This is a genomic window from Pedobacter sp. AW31-3R, from assembly GCF_052180285.1.
Taxonomy (GTDB): Bacteria; Bacteroidota; Bacteroidia; order Sphingobacteriales; family Sphingobacteriaceae; genus Pedobacter.
Window position 1 is genome coordinate 2413819 of the sequence record NZ_CP197475.1, and the last position, 22527, is coordinate 2436345.

20 protein-coding genes and 1 pseudogene are annotated in these 22527 nt (G+C 40.2%); 12 read left to right on the plus strand and 9 right to left on the minus strand.

The window, feature by feature from the left end; translation table 11 throughout:
- Positions 1–23: 23 nt before the first annotated feature.
- The 5 genes from ACSBL2_RS09860 to ACSBL2_RS09880 form a co-directional block, all read right to left on the minus strand.
- Positions 24–3197 (minus strand): SusC/RagA family TonB-linked outer membrane protein, encoded by a 3174-nt coding sequence (locus ACSBL2_RS09860; protein WP_442591523.1) that lies wholly within the window; start codon positions 3195–3197, stop codon positions 24–26.
- A gap of 40 nt (positions 3198–3237) precedes the next feature.
- On the minus strand, positions 3238–4563 hold the full coding sequence (locus tag ACSBL2_RS09865) for a TlpA family protein disulfide reductase (protein WP_442591524.1): 1326 nt from the start codon (positions 4561–4563) through the stop codon (positions 3238–3240).
- Between the two features lie 48 nt (positions 4564–4611).
- The gene (locus ACSBL2_RS09870) at positions 4612–4995 is read right to left on the minus strand and encodes a hypothetical protein (RefSeq protein ID WP_442591525.1); all 384 of its coding nucleotides are present in this window, start codon (positions 4993–4995) and stop codon (positions 4612–4614) included.
- 10 nt (positions 4996–5005) lie between these two features.
- Complete coding sequence (locus ACSBL2_RS09875) at positions 5006–5752, minus strand: hypothetical protein (protein ID WP_442591526.1); 747 nt, start codon at positions 5750–5752, stop codon at positions 5006–5008.
- A gap of 359 nt (positions 5753–6111) precedes the next feature.
- Positions 6112–6744: a hypothetical protein gene (locus ACSBL2_RS09880; protein ID WP_442591527.1), complete on the minus strand. Its 633-nt coding sequence runs from the start codon at positions 6742–6744 to the stop codon at positions 6112–6114.
- 508 nt (positions 6745–7252) lie between these two features.
- Here ACSBL2_RS09880 and ACSBL2_RS09885 point away from each other — a divergent pair.
- A complete protein-coding gene (locus ACSBL2_RS09885) occupies positions 7253–7468 on the plus strand; it encodes a helix-turn-helix domain-containing protein (protein WP_442592232.1) in 216 nt (71 codons plus the stop codon).
- 9 nt (positions 7469–7477) lie between these two features.
- Here the strand turns inward: ACSBL2_RS09885 and ACSBL2_RS09890 are convergent, their stop codons facing one another.
- Both ACSBL2_RS09890 and ACSBL2_RS09895 read right to left on the minus strand, forming a co-directional pair.
- Positions 7478–8332 (minus strand): HEPN domain-containing protein, encoded by an 855-nt coding sequence (locus ACSBL2_RS09890; RefSeq protein WP_442591528.1) that lies wholly within the window; start codon positions 8330–8332, stop codon positions 7478–7480.
- Between the two features lie 673 nt (positions 8333–9005).
- Positions 9006–9224, minus strand: a pseudogene (locus ACSBL2_RS09895) (integrase core domain-containing protein); the annotation flags it as partial.
- A gap of 255 nt (positions 9225–9479) precedes the next feature.
- Between ACSBL2_RS09895 and ACSBL2_RS09900 the strand changes: the two are divergent.
- A complete protein-coding gene (locus ACSBL2_RS09900; RefSeq protein ID WP_442591529.1) occupies positions 9480–11024 on the plus strand; it encodes a TlpA family protein disulfide reductase in 1545 nt (514 codons plus the stop codon).
- 560 nt (positions 11025–11584) lie between these two features.
- The gene (locus ACSBL2_RS09905; RefSeq protein ID WP_442591530.1) at positions 11585–12376 is read left to right on the plus strand and encodes a hypothetical protein; all 792 of its coding nucleotides are present in this window, start codon (positions 11585–11587) and stop codon (positions 12374–12376) included.
- A 14-nt stretch (positions 12377–12390) separates the two neighbouring features.
- On the opposite strand, the gene ACSBL2_RS09910 is transcribed toward ACSBL2_RS09905, so the two are convergent.
- Positions 12391–13197, minus strand: a complete 807-nt coding sequence (locus tag ACSBL2_RS09910) for an HAEPLYID family protein (RefSeq protein ID WP_442591531.1) — start codon at positions 13195–13197, stop codon at positions 12391–12393.
- A 134-nt stretch (positions 13198–13331) separates the two neighbouring features.
- Between ACSBL2_RS09910 and ACSBL2_RS09915 the strand changes: the two genes are divergently transcribed.
- From ACSBL2_RS09915 to ACSBL2_RS09925, 3 genes are all read left to right on the plus strand, one after another.
- On the plus strand, positions 13332–14009 hold the full coding sequence (locus tag ACSBL2_RS09915; protein ID WP_442591532.1) for a response regulator transcription factor: 678 nt from the start codon (positions 13332–13334) through the stop codon (positions 14007–14009).
- A complete protein-coding gene (locus ACSBL2_RS09920; protein WP_442591533.1) occupies positions 14006–15280 on the plus strand; it encodes a sensor histidine kinase in 1275 nt (424 codons plus the stop codon). Before ACSBL2_RS09915 ends, ACSBL2_RS09920 begins: the two co-directional genes overlap by 4 nt.
- A 94-nt stretch (positions 15281–15374) precedes the next feature.
- Positions 15375–15809, plus strand: coding sequence for a PepSY-like domain-containing protein (locus tag ACSBL2_RS09925; RefSeq protein WP_442591534.1), 435 nt, complete (start codon positions 15375–15377; stop codon positions 15807–15809).
- Between the two features lie 397 nt (positions 15810–16206).
- On the opposite strand, the gene ACSBL2_RS09930 is transcribed toward ACSBL2_RS09925, so the two are convergent.
- Complete coding sequence (locus ACSBL2_RS09930; RefSeq protein ID WP_442591535.1) at positions 16207–16884, minus strand: hypothetical protein; 678 nt, start codon at positions 16882–16884, stop codon at positions 16207–16209.
- 666 nt (positions 16885–17550) lie between these two features.
- Here ACSBL2_RS09930 and ACSBL2_RS09935 point away from each other — a divergent pair.
- The 6 genes from ACSBL2_RS09935 (at position 17551) to ACSBL2_RS09960 (ending at position 22525) form a co-directional block, all read left to right on the plus strand.
- A complete protein-coding gene (locus ACSBL2_RS09935; RefSeq protein WP_442591536.1) occupies positions 17551–18324 on the plus strand; it encodes a hypothetical protein in 774 nt (257 codons plus the stop codon).
- A gap of 338 nt (positions 18325–18662) precedes the next feature.
- The gene (locus ACSBL2_RS09940; RefSeq protein ID WP_442591537.1) at positions 18663–19319 is read left to right on the plus strand and encodes a DUF6266 family protein; all 657 of its coding nucleotides are present in this window, start codon (positions 18663–18665) and stop codon (positions 19317–19319) included.
- Positions 19320–19422: 103 nt separating this feature from the next.
- Positions 19423–19815, plus strand: a complete 393-nt coding sequence (locus ACSBL2_RS09945; RefSeq protein WP_442591538.1) for a hypothetical protein — start codon at positions 19423–19425, stop codon at positions 19813–19815.
- On the plus strand, positions 19809–20294 hold the full coding sequence (locus tag ACSBL2_RS09950) for a peptidoglycan-binding protein (RefSeq protein ID WP_442591539.1): 486 nt from the start codon (positions 19809–19811) through the stop codon (positions 20292–20294). The genes ACSBL2_RS09945 and ACSBL2_RS09950 overlap by 7 nt, the downstream gene beginning before the upstream one ends.
- A gap of 29 nt (positions 20295–20323) precedes the next feature.
- A complete protein-coding gene (locus ACSBL2_RS09955) occupies positions 20324–20839 on the plus strand; it encodes a hypothetical protein (protein WP_442591540.1) in 516 nt (171 codons plus the stop codon).
- A 252-nt stretch (positions 20840–21091) separates the two neighbouring features.
- On the plus strand, positions 21092–22525 hold the full coding sequence (locus ACSBL2_RS09960; RefSeq protein ID WP_442591541.1) for an aminotransferase class I/II-fold pyridoxal phosphate-dependent enzyme: 1434 nt from the start codon (positions 21092–21094) through the stop codon (positions 22523–22525).
- Positions 22526–22527: the final 2 nt, after the last annotated feature.

Here is a 22527-nt window from a genome sequence, read left to right on the forward strand (position 1 = left end):
TTTCAGGTATTTTATGTTCAATATTAATTCAAGTCAATTTTTACACCTGCAGATAAGGTCAGGGGGATGTTGATCAGCTGGCTTTCGGGATCAACATCAAAATGGGTCGCCTTCCATAAAAGACCGATATTGGAGGCATACATGTAGAATTGCGCAAACCTGAACGGCATTTTCCGGGCAGTGCCGGCCTTCAGGTCATAACTCAGTCTGATGTCCTGCAGGCGTATATTGTCGGCCTTGTCCACCAAGGCATTTGAATACAGGTAAAACAGGTCGCGGTTATTATCTGCAGTTGCCGGTATCGAAGGGATAGAAGTATTCAGCTCGTCTCCGGGCTTTTGCCAGCGCAAGGCATAATCCCCGCTATTGGCATTCAGCCCATAAGTGTTGCCATAGCTTATGGAAGCTTTCCTGAAGTAATGCCCAAACCTGTATGCCAGATTAAAGGAACAGGCTATGTTTTTATAGCTGAACGTATTGCGGATTGATCCGAAGGTCGTTGGCCTTGCTGAACCATTGTATACCATGTTTTCTGTAGTTGTATTTGAAATGATGTTCACATAGTCAGTACTTAGGCTTCCATTGATATAACCCTGCGGATCTCCGGTCTGTGGGTGTAGTCCCGCCGATGGATAGCTGTAGATGGAATAAAGGGGCATTCCGGCAAGAGGGATGGCAAAAGAACTCTGGATGTAGCCACCGCTATTGGCACCCATTGTAAGGGCATAACTGGTTACCTTTTCGCTGAGGTAACCGAAAACAAGATCCGTATTCCATGAAACTAAACCCTTCATATTTTTGCTGCTCAAGGCAATATCTAGCCCATTGCCGGCAGTATTTGCTGAATTTCCCCTGAAAAGGCTAATTCCCGAGGAAGGAGGGAATGGCGTATCTCCAATCAGGTCTTTGCCTTGCTTGTGGTAATACTCCAGGCTACCGCTGAGCACATTCTCCTTTGTCCCGAAATCTATACCCGCATTGATGATCTTTATCCTTTCCCAGCGTAGCTCGGGGTTTGGGGGATTGATAATCGTCGCATAGGGAAGCTGGTAGATGTTAAGTCCTGTAAGGGATGCCGTGGTATAGGCGGAGACAGATTTATTCACACTTCCATTGTAACCATAGGTGGCCCGCAACTTAAGGTAGGGGAGAAAACCGGATTTGTAGAATGGCTCCCTGCTCAGTGTCCAGCTGAGACCTGCCGACCACAGCGGAACACCCTGCTGGTTGGTCTTCACACCAAATAAATTGCTCTGGTCTAACCGTGCACTGGCTGAAAGTGTAAACCTGCCATCATAGGTATATGCCGTATTTGCATAATAGGAACGGTAACGGTCTACATACATGCCACTTGCATCAGCATTAGGAATAGCGCCTACCTTTGAGGGATCATAGTAATAGGGCAGGGTATCGTCTGTATAATTCACCAGTCCGCTTTTGGCATGTTCAATATCATAACCATAATAGCGGTAATCCAGACTGTTGGTCCTGGTATCGCGCAACTCAAACCCTCCTATTGCGCTGAGCTCGTGCTTTTTTGCAAAACTATGCTGGTAATCAATTTGGGACCTGAAGGTATGGTTGATTGCCGATTGGCTGGAATGGTCCAGTATACCACCCAGTGGAACAGGGCGCAGGATATTTGTTCCGGTAACCTGGGTAAACTGATTGATCAGATCCCTGGCATAATAACTATCCTGGTGATGAAAATTGCGTGTCTGTGCATCCATATCAGTGTACTGGTAAAGGATTGAAGCCTTTAAACCGCTAAGGATAGCATAGGCCGCACCGGCATTTAAGCGCAGCGTTTTGCGTTTACCTACATTGTCTGACAGGTAAACTTCGGCCAGTGGTGAATACCCCCAGTCCAGTAAGCCATTTTGCTGTGCCGTGCTGATAAAAGAGGTCTTGTAATCTTTAACCACGGGGAGCGGATTTCCGGCATCGTCTGCAAGCCTGGCATAGGGAAAAGTATAATAGCCTGTGGTACCGTTATAAATACCTTCCCTGCCGGGATTGTTATTGCTGGTTTTATTGTGGATATAATTAATGCCTGTGGATAGGTCAAGCCTGTCTTTCAGCAATTTGAACGTATTTCCTGCATTGACAGTGATCCGCTGGTAACCGTTGCGTACAAGGTTTTCCCTGCTCCTGTCCAGGCCGGCAGAGAGGGTGTAGGTATGCTGTTTGCCGCCTCCATTCAGGCCGAGGGTATATTGCTGGTAGATACTTTTCTGGTAAAGGTATTTATCCAAATCGTTGCGGACATCTTCATTTTTGAGTGCTTCAATCCGCGCATTGATGGCAGCGGCTTTGCCGGGCTCGTCTTTAGCCTGATAAAGGAGTTCAACAGCCGGCGACAAAGGTTTATATCTCGTCAGATAGTCCGCATCGTAATAATTCTCCTGAAACAGCCTTTTTTCGATGTCAATGTAATCTGCTGAAGAAAGGGAATTGGCAACATAGAGATCAGGTTTTGGTGCGATAGTCACGTTACTGCTGAAGGAAACCTGTGCCGGGCGGTTAATTTTTCCTTTTTTGGAGGTAATCACGATAACGCCATTACCAGCCCTTGCACCCCATATGGAGGCTGCGGCGGCATCCTTTAACACGGTGATGCTTTCCACATCATTGGGGTTAATGTCCTGTAAATTACCATCGAAAGGGAAGTTGTCGATAACAACCAAAGGTTCTGCGTTACCAAATATGGTACTCTGACCCCTTATACTGAGGGCACTGGTTCCGGTCCTGTTGAAGGAAAGTCCGGGAACAACATCCCTCAGCCGGTCAATAATATGGGTACCCACACTCCGGTTAAGTAATTCATTATCAATTTGCACAAAAGAACCTGTAGCGCGTTCTTTTGGCAGGGTCTGGTAGCCTGTGGAAATAAATATTTCCTGTAAACTGGCATTCAGCTGTTCCAGTTTTATGTTCAGCTTATTGGGAAAGGGGGGAACTACCTGTTTGGAACGATAACCAACATAGCTCACTGTCAGCGTATCTGATGGGCTTAGAACTATCGTAAAAAGGCCATTTGCATCTGTAGAAACAGCCGTATTGTGACCCTTTATATTTATAGAAGCCCCGGGTAGCGGACGGTTATCTGAACTATCGGAAATTCGCCCCTGTATACGCTGTTGGGCGCTGGCGGAATAGGCAGTAAACAGGAGGATGAAAAGATGAATTTTATACATAATTGCTTGGTTTAGTGATCTGAAGAAAAATTGAATGGGTTTAGGTGATCTTGTCCCTGATGACAAGTACATAGGTGGGGTAATCTTCCAGGACAAATTCCAGGTCGTACTTAACCAGTTGCTTATTCAGCTCTTCCAGGCTTGAAAGATTGGCGTCGATATCCATATCCACCCGACCCTTGTACCCTGTGCCATTGACAATGGGGTATTTAGAATTTTGCATGTACAGTATTTCCAGGCGGGTAGTCAGTGCTTCCAGAAAGCTGTTCCGGATTTTACAGCCCTGGCCACTAAATTCAATTTCAGTGGTACCGCCCGAGGTATGCAGCTTGTTCTGTTTTGAACTGCGTTTAAGTACCAGGCACTTTACGCTTCTGTTTTCAGTATGTACGGCGTACCCGGGAAAAAACCTGCTCAGGTCTTCCTGCATGAATTTAAAGGAATTCGTGTCGGGCTTTAAAGGGATGATCAGTTCATAGCAGAACCCATTGTTTTTGCTTAGCCAGTACAGATATGATTTGCCGGTTTCTTTTGAGATCAGCCTTGTGCTGTCCCTGCATTCCAGGATAACCCTGTTCAGTCCTAAAAAATTATAGTAGCCACCATATGCAATGCAGTACAGCTGTAAGAGGTCAGTATTCCTTGCGGTGATCCTGAATTCATTGTCCTTGCTTCCCATAGGCGTAAACGTATAGCCTAACTTTAAACCTTCCTGATAACGGGTAAGCACTGAGTGGTATAATAAACCGCTTCCATCTCCGCCATTTCCATTGATGAGATAAGGCTTTTGGGGATTATAGGCAATCTGAAGATCCTGTTTTCGTTTAAGATCGGTTCTGCCCCGGAGCATATCCTGTATGTTTTCGGCAGATACGGCTTTATCTTCAGTAATGGCCTTAACCATGCCATTCCTGTCAATCCAGATGAAATGGGGTAGGGTATGGTGGGGGAAAAGCTTATGCAGTTCCTTATCGCCCATCACCTGGGCAATTTCATAGTGTTTACCGGCAACTTTCTCGTATCTCTCCAGAAATGGCAGCACCTCCTTCTCCTGTTGATAGGTGACTGAAAGAAATTGCACCTGGTCACCAAACTGTTTTTGGAGGCTGTCTATTTTTGGGAACATGGCAAGGCAGGGGCTGCACCAGGTAGCCCAGTAATCAAGTATCAACAGTTTGCCCTTAAAATCCGAGATTTTGGCGGTCTCTGTGTTGAAGTTATACACCTTCTTAAAGGTCACTTCAGGTAAGTAATGCCCGATTTGAAGGCCTTTTGAAGTGACATCAAAAGCCTTGGCAGGTTGAGCTTCTACCCTAAAAAAAAGGCATAGCAATGCCATTACGATAGTTATCGTTATTTTTTTCATGTGATATGATTTAGGTTATTTTAAATTTAAAGAACGTCCCTTACAGGGTCATAAATTGTCGGTGAGATAACTAGCCCGCGCCGATAACACCGCTTTTTGCCATTCCATCATGATAGCCCTCCCGGCTTTCACCTTTGCCGCAAAATCTTGCGTTTTGCCATTTGGAATATAGGCAGTTGCACGATTGAACTTGGTTAGGTATTTATCCTGGAGTTCCGGATCAACATGGTAAGATGCATCCTCATATTCAAGGAAATTGATGAAAAATAAAGTTGCCCAGCGCTCTTTACCGTCGGGATGGCTATAGAACAAGGGAAAGGAAAGACGGTCAATGAATAATTGAAGCAATGTTTCCGGGTTGATCTGGAAAATTGAACAGAGCATATCAAAGTCATCGCTTCCATACAGGGAAAGGTTGAGTTTGTTCTTCATGATGCATAAATTATTGAGGATTCATATTTTGATAATGTGTCTGATAGAAATTTTGAAGGATTGCAGTTCGTTCTTTGGGATCCCTGACGATGAAAATTTCAAGATGTAACTCTCTTTTTTTCTCATAGAAATCTATTTCCTGTTCGGTAAGATGAAGGGGCTGGTTGGCATCTCTGCCAAACCCGTTCACAATGGAAAGGAAAAACAGATAAAGGTAATTCTCCTTTTCTCTTTTTAGTCCCCGGAATGCATCTTCCTGTGCCAGGGAAATATGATCCATAAAATATTCAAGAAACTCTGATGGGTAGCAATTGTACAGTTCGCTCAGCACACAAATCTCCTGGTTAAGGTATAGCACCGAATCTTCGTTGAGGTATAGCCTGTCTGAAGGGGTATATACCCTTTCCATGGCATGGAAAATTGTCTTCACGTAACCTGCAGACTTATTTCTTAGTTTGCTGATATCACCATCGAAGAAGTGCAAATTTAAGATAGACTGAAGGGCAGTTGAAATTGTATCCATATTTTTCTTGAATCCCATTGAAGGAGTTGGGGATATTTTATGGCTCTTCACATAATTCCCAATCATCCAACTCGCTTCTGAATATCCCGGGCTATACCCTTTATGAAGGCTATCAATAAAGGTAACATGGTCTATGAAAACCTGTAATACTTCCGCGATTTCCACTTTATAAATGGCACATGCCAGTCTGAAATTTGATGGTATTCGAATTTGGACCTGATTATTTTTTTTCATTTCAATTGGTTATGTTATTCGTTTAGATTTTGCTCTTTTTACGGTTTGAGGAACCATCCGTTTCCATGCTACCGATAGCAATATCAATAATAATTTATGATCGCGTTATTCGGTTGCAAGGCTGGCAGGAAATCTCATGGATTCAAGCTTTTTCTCACATTTTGTTCTGGCTAATTTGATGGTCATACTGCATCTTTTTTGCAGATAGGTCACATCAACATCGTCATTGAGTGATAGTTTTCCGACCGACTTTACATTTTGGTGTGCCGTCAGTAGTGCATCGAAATTGCTTTTTTCCAAAGAGTTATTTCTTGGGAGCAGGGACTGCAGTTCTATGCTGAAATTGTTGCACAGGTGATTTAAGAAATTGAGGCTGGTATCAGCAGGTTTATAGCCAATAATACATAAATTATACCGAGATATATTTGTTCAAAGCTTTGTGCAATCAGTGACAACGCAACGTTTAAATCTTCATATAAAATATGTTTAGCTGCCTCGAGAAAAGATTCTGCTCTTTCCAGCCTTTCCATCCAATAATCATTGGTATCCATGTAGTCTATTTCAGCCATGAAATTCTGTTCGATTGTTAGAGGTGCAGCACTCTCACGACGATATAGCAGATTATTCTTTCTTAAAATCTCATGAAAAAATCTATTGTTTAGTTTCAGGGCATTGGAAAACTGGGTTCTGGTATGAATCAATAAGGTTGCACAAAAAGTGATACCGTACTTTTCACTGATCCATTTTTCAATTGCTGACTGAATAGCTACTTCATCAGATGTTACGATAAGCAGATCGTAACTCATTCTTGTTTGTACTTCATTTTCTGTTTCAAATATATTATCTGCTGTATGGTTGAAAAACCGCTGTCCAAAGCAGAAAATCAGTTCAACTTTTGGCAGTTTGGCTATGAATTTAGTGATGTTATCCAGTTCGATCTGATGGGATGGTATTACAGTATCAGTTTGATTTAATTTTAAGGTGGTTTTCATATTTCTTCGATAATTTGTTGAGATATATTCTGGATCTAAAAATTGGTTCAGGCATTAATATGGCTGACTAAGAATTAGTTGTATGGTGGTGAATCATCGATAGAATTTATGGAGGCTTATTATAAAGCTTAGAGTGGTGGTGGTGATTACACACGCTAATACAATCGAATAAAGAAATACCTATAGAAAGATAGCAATATTCAAAGTATTGGATTCGATTGGTGAATATGACTTCAGGTCCTAACTTCTTCCACTCATTATTACTGAGGCTTGAGAAACTGCCCGGTCTTTTTGCAAAGAAGTCGGACCATCTGCCATATAATATTTTTATAAATCTAGTCATCCCACAGTTATTTAGGTTTCTCAGGCCAGCAATAAGGATGATATTCAAATGTACAAATTATTTCTCTAATGTATATGATCGTATACAATATTTTTTCTGAAAACATTTCACCTTCATTCAATCCAACAAAGAGAGAAATATATGAATGAGGTTGATAAAATAAGGATGTCTAAATTTCGGGACAATCTTCGGAGATTGAGAGTAGAATTGATTGGATCGCAGCACGATTTGGCAAGTAAATGTAACGTGCAAAGATCAAAAATCAGTGCCCTTGAAACCAATTCAGATGCTAATCTGAATCTTACTACGTTATTTGAACTTGCGCGTGGGCTTGGTGTACACCCATCTAAGTTGATTGATTACCCATTCGATTTTGAGTGAAAAATTGAATTAGTCAAACTGTGATATTCTTTCCTGACAAGTTTGGGAGACAATCCTTTTCATTAGATTTATTTTTGTTAATAATGAAAAGGTTTCTTCTTTGGTTATCAGATAATCAGGTTGATATCTAGCATCAATATATCCTCGTTTTAGTAAGTCAAATAATCTTTTCTCTTTGCTATCATTGTTTGGGATGAGAAATATTGCATACAGTTCAATAGATAATTCTTTAGTATACTTTCTCAGTTTAGCAAGACTATGGATTTTTGGCTTGTAGCCAGTAAAGACTAATAGCATGGTATTATAAAAATTTTCGCAGGCTTGATGTAACTCGAATGCGGCCTTTCTGTAACTCCCACGTTCATATGCGTTAGTTCCATCGATAAGGAATTCGTCAGCAACAATGGACCAAATATTAAAATATTCTTTTGCTTTGATCTTCTCTTCTTCCAAGGTTAGAACCTTAGCTTTTTCAAATTCATAATTTCCATCGTCGAATAATAATATCCCCTCCTTGATTATATCAGTAAAAAAATACTGGCCAAAAGATAGCCCGTAATTGACGTAGTCAATTGTGTGGGAAATAATATTTATTTCTGTTTGAAAATGAAATCTATTAACAATTTTGTCACTAATCAAATGCTCTTTTGAACTATCATCTTTCATTATTATCAGAAAATCATAGTCACTGATATATTCAAACGTTATCCCATTCTCGACATATTTATCCTCTACATAGGTTCCTTTAGCATAGCTACCAAATAGGATGACTTTTGCTGGCTTTATGAGCTTGATAATCGCATTTGCTACATCATTTATTTGCTCCTGCTTAGCTTCCGGAAGATGTGAAAGAGATGTTTTCATACTATTGTAAAGTTAAGAAAATTCTCAAAAGTAAATGCGATTTAACTACTTCTCTATTGGATGTTCTTTAGCGTTGTTGCTTACAATTCATTTAACTACGTTCATGTTGAATACTCTGAATCCTCACAAATAGAGACGAGAGCTGATTTATAATATTGATCACATCACTATTCCACTTTTTCTTTACGATCGACAAAAAAATGTAAAGGACTCGCAATTAAAATACTAACTGGTAGGAAATAATATAGGTATTTTAAGTTTTTCCATAAGGGGAATGACCAAACATTTATAAAGGTTCCTAGAAGACAGAAGGCAATAATGAAAATGAAATTTAATAGAACTATCTTTTGTAAGAGGTTAATTTTGAGCTTTTTGCCTATGTAGGTTAAAACGAAATTATACGGTATCAATATCACAATTGAACAAAGAATTGGTGTAAAAAGGAAAATATTATAGACCCTTTGCACCTGATAATATTCCTGGAATGTTCCGGAGAATATATTGTGATCATGAAAAATCTCGACCTGAATATAATCTCTAATTACCACGCATAGCGGAATAATGATAAAAGCTAAAGCTAAATTTAATAGGATTCTATTTCTCATTGTGATATGATTAGTCTGGACTGTAGGCTTCCCGCAAAATCAGACCATTCAAAAGTAGAATTTAGCTGCTAATTGACCTGCAACAAATCTGCAGGTGTTTTGAGGCCTAGCACTTGATGTGGCCTGTGATTATTATAATCGTACATCCACTCTTCTGATTTCTCTCTGATCTCATCCAAGGTTCTAAATATGTATGCATTTAATAATTCCCTTCGCATTGATCCGTTAAAGCGTTCCACATATGCATTCTGTGTTGGCTGACCTGGCAGTACAAATATCAGGGTGATCTTCTATCAGGTAAAGTCTAATGTAATTCCGTATTTCACTCCTTTGTCAGAAATGCCAGGAAGTGATTAAAGAGTCTAAATTCTTTGTTTAACAGATAATGTAAATTGGGTTAACCACCATTCTACGTTTATGGATATGTTTTTCTTGTTAAGATATGGTGCCAATCGGTTAATATTTGTTTTCATTATTTAGTTTTTATATTATATTTTGTTGAAAGTTAATTGGTGCTAATAATTTTAACTGGACTGTTAATTATGAATTTTAAATATAAAGAATGTACTGTTCTGTTGATGCTATGCTTGGTCACAATTTGTACTCATGCGCAACCATTTATACAAAGTAAAGCGAAAACGGATTCAACATTATCAAATTTTGGGAGGCCAGGATATTTTCTGATTAAAGGAAAGATCAAAAATACTAATTCCACTTTCTTTGAATTTGTCATGACTTCATATCTGGACGATGAGATGCAGGCTGTGCCAATTCAGAAAGATGGTAGCTTTGAGCGCAAAATTGCAATATGTAATAGTCAGGATGTCTATTTGCTTCTAAATAATGATGTGGTACCATTAACGATGAAGGAAAATGATACACTTACATTAAACTGGGATGAGAAGGATTTTAATAGGACTTTTCAATTCAAAGGAACCAACAGATTGAGAGATAAACTTCTACATATACAATTCGCTGTTTTCAAAAAGCATCGTCAGGGGGAAATGAAGATGAGGGAGGAGTTGTCCCAGCAGAGCAGTACTCAGTACACTGATGAGCAGAAGTATACTTTAATCAATAAACAATACAATCGTACGCTTTTTACAACGCTCTCTCTTTCTGAGAACGGATCATTGCCTCTTGACCACTTACTGTTGGCAAATTACTTTAATTATTGTGAGTTACTGAGAAGCAATGGCCTACTACCCAGGTATAAGCTCACCATTATAACAGATAGTTTGCCAAAAAACTCAGAAGATACGGCAGTGGTCAATGGAGAAAAGCGTTTTTTTCCTAAGTATACCGTCCTTCATAATTATGTAAACTATATAAGCGAAAGTGACGACTGGTTTAAAAATATCGCAAGCTACCGTGAGTTCATCTTCAATTATATTCGCTCTTCCAGCGCAATGTCTGGGGCAAACTATTTATATCCCGTGCAGAATACTGTGCTTAAGGAGTATCATCTTGTAAAAGCAAATATTGTTTCGCCACTTATTCAGGATTGGCTCTTTACGAAGTCTGTTATCTTGGGTTTTATTCATTATGATTTCGAAAGTGTTGAGTCAGCTTATCAATGCATTTATCCAGAGTATCGGACAAGATTCTTTAAACAAGCCCTCTCTGGTTATTATGAAGCCATACGATTTCTCAGGCCAGGGAGCAAGGCCCCGGCATTCACTTTGAAAGATGAAAACGGGAAAGAGGTATCGCTTTCAGATTTCAAAGGGAAAGCGGTGTATATTGATTTCTGGGGTGTTTATTGTGGTCCGTGTATATATGAAATAGAAAATGAAGCCGCTAAAATGTATGATTTCTACAAAGACAAAAATCTAGTCTTTATCAATATCTGTGTGGATGTAAAGGAAAATCAATGGAAGAATGCCCTCAAAAAGTATAACATGCATGGGGTAAATCTCTTTGCTGAAGGTTGGGTGAAAAATCCGGTATGTCAGGCATATAATGTTACAGGAATTCCTCATTATGTGTTGATTGACAAGAATGGTAATATTGCTAACAATAATGCAGGTAGACCTTCAGATTTTAATAGGTCTCTAGGCCAGAATGAAATTGATAAGTTGAAATAATTGCTGATGCCCTGCAAGCGACTATTGATGATTTACTTTATTAGCTAATTTTATCTTGACAGGGGATTTCTACAATCTTATTGCATATAGGTTGTTCCTTTAAGCTGTCATTTCCAGGGATCACTAAAAAATCGTAATCGTTTAAGTATTCGTATAGTGTATCTTTTTCCTTGTATTGATCTTACTACATAACTATCTTTTCCATAACTTCCGAACAGAATAACTTTTTCAAACTGACTATTGATTGCACTTTATCGTTTATTTGGCTGTGTTTTGCTTCCGGAAGATGTGAAATAGATGTGTTCATACTAATTTAAAGCTAATAATATTCTCCCAATTACATCCAGTTTAACAGTTCTTCTCTGCCTCTTCTGGTATTTAGGAATTTAGCATTTAGTCGGTTTAATATGTTGTTATTCCCATTTCTTTCCAGAATTCCAGGCGTTTTTTGCACGTGAACAAAATAAAATGGAAAAGGCAGGCGGATGGATTCATTTCATCATCCCGCCTTCACAGTACACACAATGGATATGAAGAAGAATTTTTTACTGGCGATTGGTATGACAATGATAATATGCAACACTTGTTTTTCACAAATCAGCTCCCCTGGATTGGGCAAGGCGAAGACGGCCACCTGGCTAGCAGTTGGTATTAGGCAGGATTTGGATACCATTCAAAAATGGCAATCTGTTTCCTATATTGGAATCGGAAGAAAAAGTAATCCTGAACAATGGGATCCGCTGTTTAAACCTGCAATTCTCGTTTTCAATCAGGAATTTTACCATCAATTTAACCAACATTGGCAATCCTCCTTTGCATTAAGCTACCGTAGGCAGGATGAGTATATAGAGAATTCTCCCTACGTCCACAGCAGCCCAGACATTCAACAGGAGTTTAGGTTGTACAGCAGGTTATCCTATACAATAAAGAACTCCAGACTGAAATTCGTTCCCACATTCAGACAGGAATTCAGAAAGTTTTATACGCCTGATTTTAATCATATGCCGGAAGATTTTCAATTCCGCTCCAGATTGCGGCTGCAGCTCAGTCTGTATTTAAATGGAAATCAGACACGCAGACTTATCGCCGGATCGGAGCAGTTGTTTTCAATCAGTAAATACGCAGGTGCAAACTCCTGGTCTGGTTTTAATTATCATGAAAGCAGGTTTTCATTGTATTATTCTGTAAGCCCTCAGGCTATTCCTTTCACCTTTAGCCTGGGGTATGTGAACAATCTTGTTGGTGTTCACCATCCTTATGCTGTTCATTATTTATCATTTGATGTGATCTTTGAAAATCCATTTAAACGGCATGCAAGAAAAAAAACGCACCGCAATAGGGATTTGGAATAGTCTGGAAAGCCAGGCTACAGCTCATAAATCATTCTGGCAATAAAACTATATCCGCTGTTTTGATGTGCTATAGGAATACCTGAGGCCATACCAATACCCACATGCTTAGCTAACTGAACTTTAGCTTGTGGCCGTAGTACAGTAACGATCTCATGGTCTTTAAATTCCTGGTTCATTTCTACACCAATAAAATGACTGGCAACCATGTAGTGCATGCTGACGTTAAGTAGGTAGGTCGATTCATTTCGCTGAGTTTCAAAATCTTTGTAAAACTCAGGCCCCATGTATACCATCGAATGCAGATGGGTTCCCCATCGTTTGGCTACGATCAAAAAAGAATTGAAACTATTGCCCTTGATGAGTCCCAGGTGATCCTGGATCGATTCGAAAGAATGAAAGCGTAATTCATAAATCCCACCGGCAGCCATGGAGAGCCTTGCTTTTTTATTCACGAAAAAAGTATACTGAACCGCAGGCTTAATACCTTCGATTTTGTTTTTTGGTGCAACAATAGTCCCACCATTCTGGTAACTTCTGCTGTGGAACTGAAAAGGTATTTCAATCTCCAGACCTAACCTGTTTACCGGTGCAAACTCATACTCTATAAAGCCTCCCTGTGTAGCATAATCAACATTCTTTTCAGTTTCATATCCGATATTAAGTTCACGTTCCCCTTTTCTCGCCCCCAGATCGCGAACAATATCATTAAATACGGGTTCGGCATGTTTAATCTTTAAAGGGAGGCTATCAATTTTCTGTGCCATCGCCGCGGAGGTCCCTAAAGTAAAAACGATCAGGTTGAATATTCTTTTTCTCATCATTGCTGTGTTTGTATAGGGCAAAAGAAATCCGGGAAACTGGAAAGAAATGGGAAAAGAGAAATTTCAACCATACAACTGTTCAAATCGCAATCCGATGGGTACAGTTGGATATAATTCTATAATTTTGTAAAACGATGAAAGTACTGGTAATAGAAGATGAGGCCGAACTGCGGGAAATTATTCAGCAATCACTGGAGAAACAGAGTTATCTTGTAGAGACAGCAGGCACATTTACCGAAGGATTGGAAAAGATAGCTTCCTTTACCTATGATTGTATCCTGCTGGATATTATGCTTCCTGATGGCAGTGGTTTAAATTTATTGGACGAATTGAAAACCATCAACGGATCGAATAATGTCATTATCATTTCGGCAAAAGACTCGCTCGAAGATAAATTAGCAGGCCTGGATGGTGGTGCTGATGACTATCTGGTGAAGCCCTTCCATCTTGCAGAGCTCAATGCCAGGGTAAAATCAGTAGTAAGAAGAAAATCATTGAATGGCAATAACAAGGTTGAGCTTGCAGCGCTCTGTGTCGATTTGCAGGAGCGTCTTGTTACCGTAAATCAAAAAGAGCTGGTTTTAAACCGAAAAGAATTCGACATTCTGAGCTATCTGGTGATCAATAAAAACAGACTGGTTAATAAAACCGCCTTGGCAGAACAGGTTTGGGGAGACCATATGGATGAGGCCGACGATTATGAGTTTATCTATTCACAGATTAAAAATCTGCGTAAAAAGTTGCGGGACAGCGATTCCGGTGTAGAGATACAGGCAGTTTATGGGATCGGTTATAAACTTACTGGTATATGAACCTGCTCAATTACACACTCAAATATCTCTATGTAACGCTATTGGTGGTCATCAGTATCTGGGCCGTCATCTTTTATATCCGGATGATTGATGAAATAAGGGATAGCTTAGACGATGGACTGGAAAATGATAAGATGCTGGTTATTCAAAAGGTTGCCCATGATCCTGCCACCATTTCCAGGGCAGGATTTGATGAACATAATTATTCCATCAGGCAGATCAGTAAAACGCTGGCGAAGGATGTAAAGGATGATTACAGGGATACGATGATGTATACCTTAAATGAAAAAGATCTTGAACCATTCCGTGTGTTAACTACTGCTTTTGAGAATGATAAGGTGTATTACGAACTAAAAGTGGTGGCTTCTACATTAGAACAGGATGATCTGGTGAGATCCTTATTCTATAGTTTGCTGGGCTTATATGTTGCCATATTGATCAGTATCCTGGTGATTAACAATGTCCTGCTCCGAAAAATATGGATACCATTTTATCAATTGTTAGCGCGACTGAAAGTCTTCCGGCTGGATCAGGATATCCGGATTGAAATTACTGCAACCGGTATCAAGGAATTTAAAGAGCTTAATCTGGCGATCAGTGCCCTGGTAGATCAATCCGTTAAAGCTTATGGCAGTCAGAAACAATTTATTGAAAATGCTGCCCACGAATTACAGACTCCATTGGCCATTAGTCTCAACAGACTGGAATTGATGACAGATGACCAAAGCCTGTCACAAAGCAATATGGAATCTATTGACCAAGTGATTACAACGCTCCAAAGGCTTGCCAGACTCAATAGGTCATTACTGATCATATCAAAAATAGAAAACAAACAATATGGTGCAGTTGAAACCGTTGTCATCAATGATCTGGTAAAAGCCATGGTCAATGAATATCAGGATCTGGCCGAAGTGAGACAGGTAAGCCTGCTGGTTGAGGATGAAGGGATCTTTAATGCCGTGATGAATAAGGATCTTGCTGCGATATTGATATCCAATTTATTGAAGAATGCCATTAACCATAATATCTTAAATGGAATGGTGAAAATTTTAGTTGGCCGGAACAGTATCACCTTCCTGAACTCCGGGAAATCACAACCATTAGACCCTCAACAGATTTTTGAGCGTTTCAGGAAAGGAAGTCAATCAAAAAATAGCACGGGATTAGGATTGGCAATCGTTAAATCCATTACCAGCTTATACGGTTTTGATTTGCAGTATTCTTATGATGAGGCACATATGCATCAGTTTAAAGTGGTTCTGAGAACTTAAAACTAATGCTTTTTCCTAACCACTTTTCCATTCCAGTTTCTTTCCAGTTTTACCTTTTTATTTTGTGATATCAATTTATCTTAAATTATATATCATGAAACACCTCATCATTATTTCAGCAATACTGCTTAGCACAAACTTGTTGTCCGCACAAGACTTATCCTCTGCTGACGTTCCATCGGTAGTCAAAAACTCTTTCCATAAAATTTTCCCAAAAGCTGATCATGTGGAGTGGGAAAGAAAAGGGGATACGTACAATGCAGAATTTGATATCAACTGGAGAGATCACGAAGTATGGATCAGTCGTACAGGTGCTATTCTCAAATATAAAAAAGAGCTGAAAGCAAATGAATTACCTTCCGCAGTTACTGCACAGATTAAACAAAATTATGGGAGCTACCGCATAGATGATGTTGACCAGTATGAAGTAAACAAACGGTTTTACTACAAAGTTGAACTGAAGAAACATGATGAAGAAAGAAAAATTCTGTTTGATCAAAAAGGTAAGATTTCTAGTCTCATGCTGTAAATTTAATCCATTTATAATTCAAGGTTAGTATATCTGCTTGTTTTAGTTATTGGAGAGATACATATTATATTTTTTTTAGGAATATGTATCTCTCATCTATTTCTTGACCTTCTCAGCCACAATTTCTTCTCATTTGTTCCTAATTATTACAGGCGATAGGTAGAGAAAAACTAACAAGATAGGTTGTGCTACAAGTGCATCCTCTCTTTTAATTTTGGATAATTCAAAGGGAGCCTAGATGTGGATTGCAGCAAATCAAAAAGACAAAAAATGTAGGCAGGAATTGTAAAATATATAATAAAAATATATACAATAAAACTTCGGGGATAGGACAAAATAGGTTTTATGATAATAATTCAATGATCAATAGCTTTCATATTATCCCCCTGCTGTTCCCTTATTTTGGCTCTTCCACTTTGGGTTTTCTTCTCCTGGAAATGGTTTTAGCCAATTGTTTTTCAGTGATTTCCCGGAGTTCCGCAAGACTCTTTTTCAAATCAATGATCAATTCAATAAGCAATTGCACATGAAGATCGTCTGAATTCAAGAGTCTGAAGCACTGGTCATCCGCTAGATTGAATTGTTTTCTCAATATAGGAGGCACCCTATAACGTTGGGCAGTCAGTACACAGGCATAGGTGAACAAACACTTTATGGTTTCTACTAACAAGCGTTCATAATACTGCTTTAGTTTTTTGTAACTTTTCGATTTTTTGTACATGAGGTAGTAGGGTTTGTACCTGTAGGATTCATTGTCTAATACTTCATCATGAAAATCATGAACCTCGTCAATGTTAAGGATGTCTATTAACTTCAATTTATAATCTGCCAGTTTGAAATTTGCTTCCGCACAATTGGTCACATATAAATCTCCGGTAGTATAGAAAAAGGCCAAATCCAGAACGGGTACTTCGTCCGGATCATGGAATTCTTTCTTGTACATTCTCATAGACCGCTTGAAGGTTAAAACATAAGCATATTCGTAAACATCATCTAATACGAAGGAGATCATATTGCCCAGGCCTCTGAGACAAATATTAACATCGAACGGGTCATTTACGGAAGTTTTCATCATGGTTAGTTTTCTAGGTTACCAATTATTTTCTCTTCTCAGTTTGTACATTTAAATTGTTGAACGAATGTATTTCAAATTAGCGAAAACTCCACATGTTTTGCCGGGAGTGTCTTCATTTGTCTTCGTTTGTCTTCATTTGTCCTGTTCATACAGGACAAATGAAGACAAACCGCTCAAGGCATTTGGCCCATCGTCCATATGCTGAAATTAGTCCCTAGTTGACTAAACACAGCATTTCAAATTGCAACTGGGTTTGTGAAATTCATCCGGATAATTGATGCGCTGGTTGACAATGATTGAGCTCGTGCAAGGTACGTGCTTGTGAATGATTCGGTACGTCCTCGGGCAAGGTGCCATTCAAATCCGCCTTAGGTAAGCCCTACCTGCGTATTTTTTTTACTAGCTGTTTTCGGTGGTACCTAGGCCTTACCCGAAGCTTAGTTGAAAGTTACCTTCCCCGAACAGTTCTACAGCACTTCCCCTACAGTTCAGGGGGAATCTTCGAATTGACCCGGTAGTTGTTCATTCAATGTTGCTTTTTTTACCCTACGGGTATAGGTTAATCACACAAGACAAATGAAGACATTGTGATAAATTTATCTGAGAATGTAAATTATTTGATTTCAGAAATTATACTTTTGATTTTCATTTAAACAAATAAATACGATGGCCGAATATGATGGAAAATTCCTACGAGGAATTATTGGTCCCGTGGTTTTTAAAAAATCGAGGGGACGGCAACAGGTAATTGCCAAAACAGAACCCGGTACAACAAAGCAAACAGAAGCCACTAAAATAGCTTCCGCGAACTTTGGTAAGGCCGGCTTTATGAGCAGTCAGATCAAGAATGCATTTGACGAAGAAACGGATATAGCGGAAGATGGTTCTTTACATGCGCGACTTAGTGCAGTGCTCAACCAGGTGCTGATGCTGAGTCGTGACCAGGAAACCGGAGAGTACCATTTTGTAGAAGACAGCTTCTACGGACTGGAAGGTTTTGAATTTAATCAGGCACGGCGCTTAACAGAACGGCTGCCAGGAAAACTCCAGGTAAAGCTTGAGGACGGAAAGTTGCAGGTAACTTATCCGAATAGGGAGCTACCCAGGACGCTTAAATTCGTCACGGGCAGCACCGCCTGTGAACTGTGTTTCAGCATGGTCCTTTTCCGGTTAAAACAAGGTTTGGTATCCAGGACAGTTAACCGGCAGTCAGTAATGGTGGAAACTGAGGTCTTCGATTTGAACGGGTTATCCTTTTCCTTCGAGGTTCCGAACGACTGTTTGTGTTTGCTGGCGGTTACCCTGCAATATTACAACAGGAAAAGACCAATCTCCAAGCACAACTTGAATGTGGGGGGGATCTATGACGCCAGGATTGTACCTGGTGTGTACGATGAAACCAGAGAATTTCTATGGGCAGAAAATGACTTTTATTTATAAAAATTTTATAAGGATCTTTTTACCACACACCACCAATGGGCCGCATCAATTTTTTGGTGCGGTCTTTTTTGTTTCCCGGGTTTAATCCATTGTTCCTGTTTTAGAAATTCAGCATCGTCCTGATCAGCATACCGCAATCATAGGTACGCTGAAAATCTAAGGTCTGAATGTCCTGTTCACACCAGACAAATGAAGACAAACAAAGACAAATGAAGACACTTGTGTCTGAAGATGAGGTAATTATGAATTATTGCTGTACGTTTGACCTAACGAATTTAACCTACCGGTAGTAGAGACGTTTAATTAACAGATTAATTCAAATTCTAAATTTTAAAAAAATGGGAATCGTAAGAAATGGAATACTGGGAAGTGTTTCAGGCTCAGTAGGGCCAGTAGTGCTATGCACTTACCGTGACAAGGAAGTTGTCAAATCAAAACCAAAAAAATCATCAAAGCCAGCGGTGCAATCGCAGATTGACCAGCGAAGCAAATTCAAAATGATCACAGAGATAATGTCGTCTCTCTCGGACACCATTGAGTATGGTTACAAATCTGCCGATAAATCCACCTCGGCAATGAACAGGGCTGTGCGTTACCATCTCGACAATGCAGTAACCGGTGTATCACCAGATTTCAAACTAGATTTAAGTAAACTGAGACTCACCAGTGTGAACAAGGCTTCATTATTTGATACTGAAGTTGTCGCCGTGGCAGGCAGAATGCTGGAACTGACCTGGGGAGTTTCGGAGGAAGCAGACGAGGCTTTAAGGGTATTGCGCGATACCGATTATGCCATGATTCTATTTTATGGGGAAACTACGCAATTGTTCCTGAGCCAGAATCGGCTGGCCGTAAGGGGGGCAGGAAAGCATACGGCGAAATTTCCCCGCTTGTTTCTCGGAGATACGATCCATGGATGGATGTTCTTCTTGTCTAAAGACGGGAAAACAGTATTCAGGGATGCCTATCTCGGCGAGTACACACTTATTGCTTAGTCGCCATAGCTAAGTAATACAACTGGAATTCCCGGCCGGAAGCTGAACTGGCCGGGTTTCCATTACCAACAAATCTTTTTTTACACATTCAAAATTTACAACGATGACTACAAAAATTTATCAAACTCCCCATAACCGGGAGCAGGAAGATGATATCTCCTTCCTTACACCTTCAGTACCATTTCTGCTGTTTATTGCCTTACTGCTGATGTGGTTTTTTGTACCGATGCTCCTGAACAGGATAGATGCAACGATAGGAAATGTAGACCAGAGCATCTGGTTGCTGGTTCTCCTGAGCATGATCAGTTTCCTTATGGTCTGCGGACTGTGCTGGTGGCTTTTACAACAATTCTGGCTGGTTTTGCAGCTTCCCCCAATTGAACAGATGGTTTCACAATTTAATAGTCTACTGTTATGGCAGCAACTAAGTTTTTATTATGCATCTTTTGCTTTGCTCTTGGTGGCAGCATTGGGTTGCCTGATCGCCATTTGTTAAAGAAGACAGCTGAGGTAAAGCAGCTTGAGGCCCAACGCACAGCAATTGTCCAGATAGCGACGAATGAACTGGGGGTAAGGGAGAAAACAGGGAATAACGATGGCGAAAAAGTTGAGGCTTACCTGAAATGCGTTGACCTCAAAAAAGGGCAACCCTGGTGTGCTGCATATGTCAGCTGGGTGTTTGCCAAAGCAGGATTTAAAGCACCGCGTTCCGGCTGGTCACCGAGCCTGTTTCCCTCATCGCGATTAGCAAGGTCGGCTCTTCCCGGTAATGTGCTTGGCATCTACTTTCCAGCTTATAAACGCATAGCCCATGTGGGACTGATTACTGGCGTAGATGGCGAATGGATTGTTAGCGTAGAAGGAAATACCAATGTCACCGGTAGCCGGGAAGGAGATGGTGTATATAAAAAATGGAGGCACATCAAGACCATTTACAGGATGGCTGACTGGCTAAGAAAGGAGGAAGGAAAGTGATGAAACGCAGATATGACTTACATTTTTTTATGCTGCTATGTTGCTTCCTCCTATGCAGCAGCTGCGGTTTATTAAGAAAGACGGTAAAGACAAAAGACCTGATGCTTCTCGATTCTATTGCCAAAAGCGAAATGAAGGTGAGCAGCCAGGAGGAAAAGCTGACCAATACACTGATTTTGGGTGTAGACAAGGATTCTGCTGCCGGTAATTATCAGGTGAAGATATGGCCAAAAGGCAGTTTCACTATCAGCAGTGGCAATGGTTTTGAAGGGGAGGCAGACAGTGTGCAGATCAGCGGGGATTTCCAGCGAGTTGAAAATCGGGCTGCAGTGCGCTATTCGTCCGGCTCAGAAAAAACACAGTTCAATGCCAGTGAAAATCAGGAGACAAGGATCAAAAATAAATCGGAACAAAGCAGTGTCAGGCGTTCATTCGATTATAAGCTCATCGCGGGTGTGATTATTTTATTGACTGTTATCACATTTCTTGTATTTGGAAAAAAAATAAGTGCACTTAAATCGTGCTTTTTTAAAAATAAAGAATAAAGTGTCAGAAGGACTTGTGTATCAATTGTCTGTAAAATAGGCTTATAATTATGTTTTTATAACCCTTGGAGAATGGTTATTCTGATCTATCGTATAAATTAATAGTTGGTAAATCGGCCAAGTTGATAAATTTTTCTTAAACCAATTTTATTCTGCTAGGAGCGATAAAATTATACAGTTACGTTAATAGATTTGGATTAATACCTACAGCATTTGAAAAAATTATCCTTCATATGGTTATGTATCCTCGATATGAAATTTCCGCATGATTGCGGTAAGCATATTATTGCAATGAAGATTGCAGGGAAGATCGAAGAGTCAATCAGAAGCCAGTTTTTACAGCCTGGCGCACAGTTACCTCCAACAAGGGCAATAGCTGCTCATTTCGGTGCAGGAGTGAGCAAATCAACCGTTGATCTTGCCTGGCGAATTTTGAAAGAGGACCTGAAATTGATTGTCACCCGGTCGGGGCATGGTACGCATGTCGTTTCAGTATTACCTGAAAAGAAGCAGGAACTGAAAGACCGCAATGTACCTAAATTCAGGCCCAGAGGAGCTTTGTTTAATAAGGAGTGCATACTTCCAACAGACAATGTAATGAAAGGTCTGGATAACGAAATATTTAAAGGAGCCAGGTATTATTCTGTACAGGATGACCATAGGTTGGGAAAAATACTGCTTCCCTCATTGGTGAATAACCTGTTGACGTTGGTAAATGAAGGTTTATGTACTGCCTACAGAGACCATGAGTTGTATTATATGCAGGGATATCAGCAGTTGATCCATCACATTTGCCGGGCATTGCTTACACCACGAAAAATTTTTGTATTGGCAGATACGGCATCGGTACAGGTTGCAGATGCGGTAACCGGTGCAGGCTTTAAATGGGTAACAGTGAAGACGGATGCCTCCGGAATGATAATGGAAAGCCTGGAAAGTGTGCTGGAGAAGGGGAATGTAGGGATGGTGTATGTACGAAGCCGGTCGATTGTGCCCTGCCGGCAGATTCTGGGTGCAGATCGTATTGATTGCTTACTGGAACTGCAGAAGAAGTATGGTTTCATTCTTATTGATGACGACAGGTATGCAGGTTTTCAGGAGCATAACCGCCATTTGCTGATGGATAAAGCATATGACAGACATGCGAAGGTGATTTATATCCGGCCGGTTTCACGTACGCATCCCGACCTTTCGGAGATCAACATTGTAGTGGCCAGACGCAAAATGATTGGCCATTTGAGAAGCTTATTTCAAAAGGTAGGTAAGCTGCTGAACATGAGAATGAGCCGTTCGCTGAATATACTGGTGGACAACGGGTTGTTGACTAAATACGAGTACAGGATGCATCGCCAGTTACAGGTGATCAGAACAATGGCCTGCAATACATTGCTGGAATCGGGATTATGGAAAAAAGAAGGGTTGTTTCAGGATGATGGGTTCTTTTTTTACCTGGAGTTGAAAAATGGAATGTTGCCTCCAGACATTCATGAACTGCTTCTTGATGAACATATTTTCCTAATGGAGACTGCAGCATGCGGGTATAACCCGGGGCAGTCTACCATGATATTGAGTATTGCGGCTTATCTGGATGGCCAGCATTTAATCGATGATATTAAACGGCTGAATAGCTTCATTCTGCTTGTGATGAAGCTTAAAAACGAAGATAGTAATCACAAATTAACCTGAGT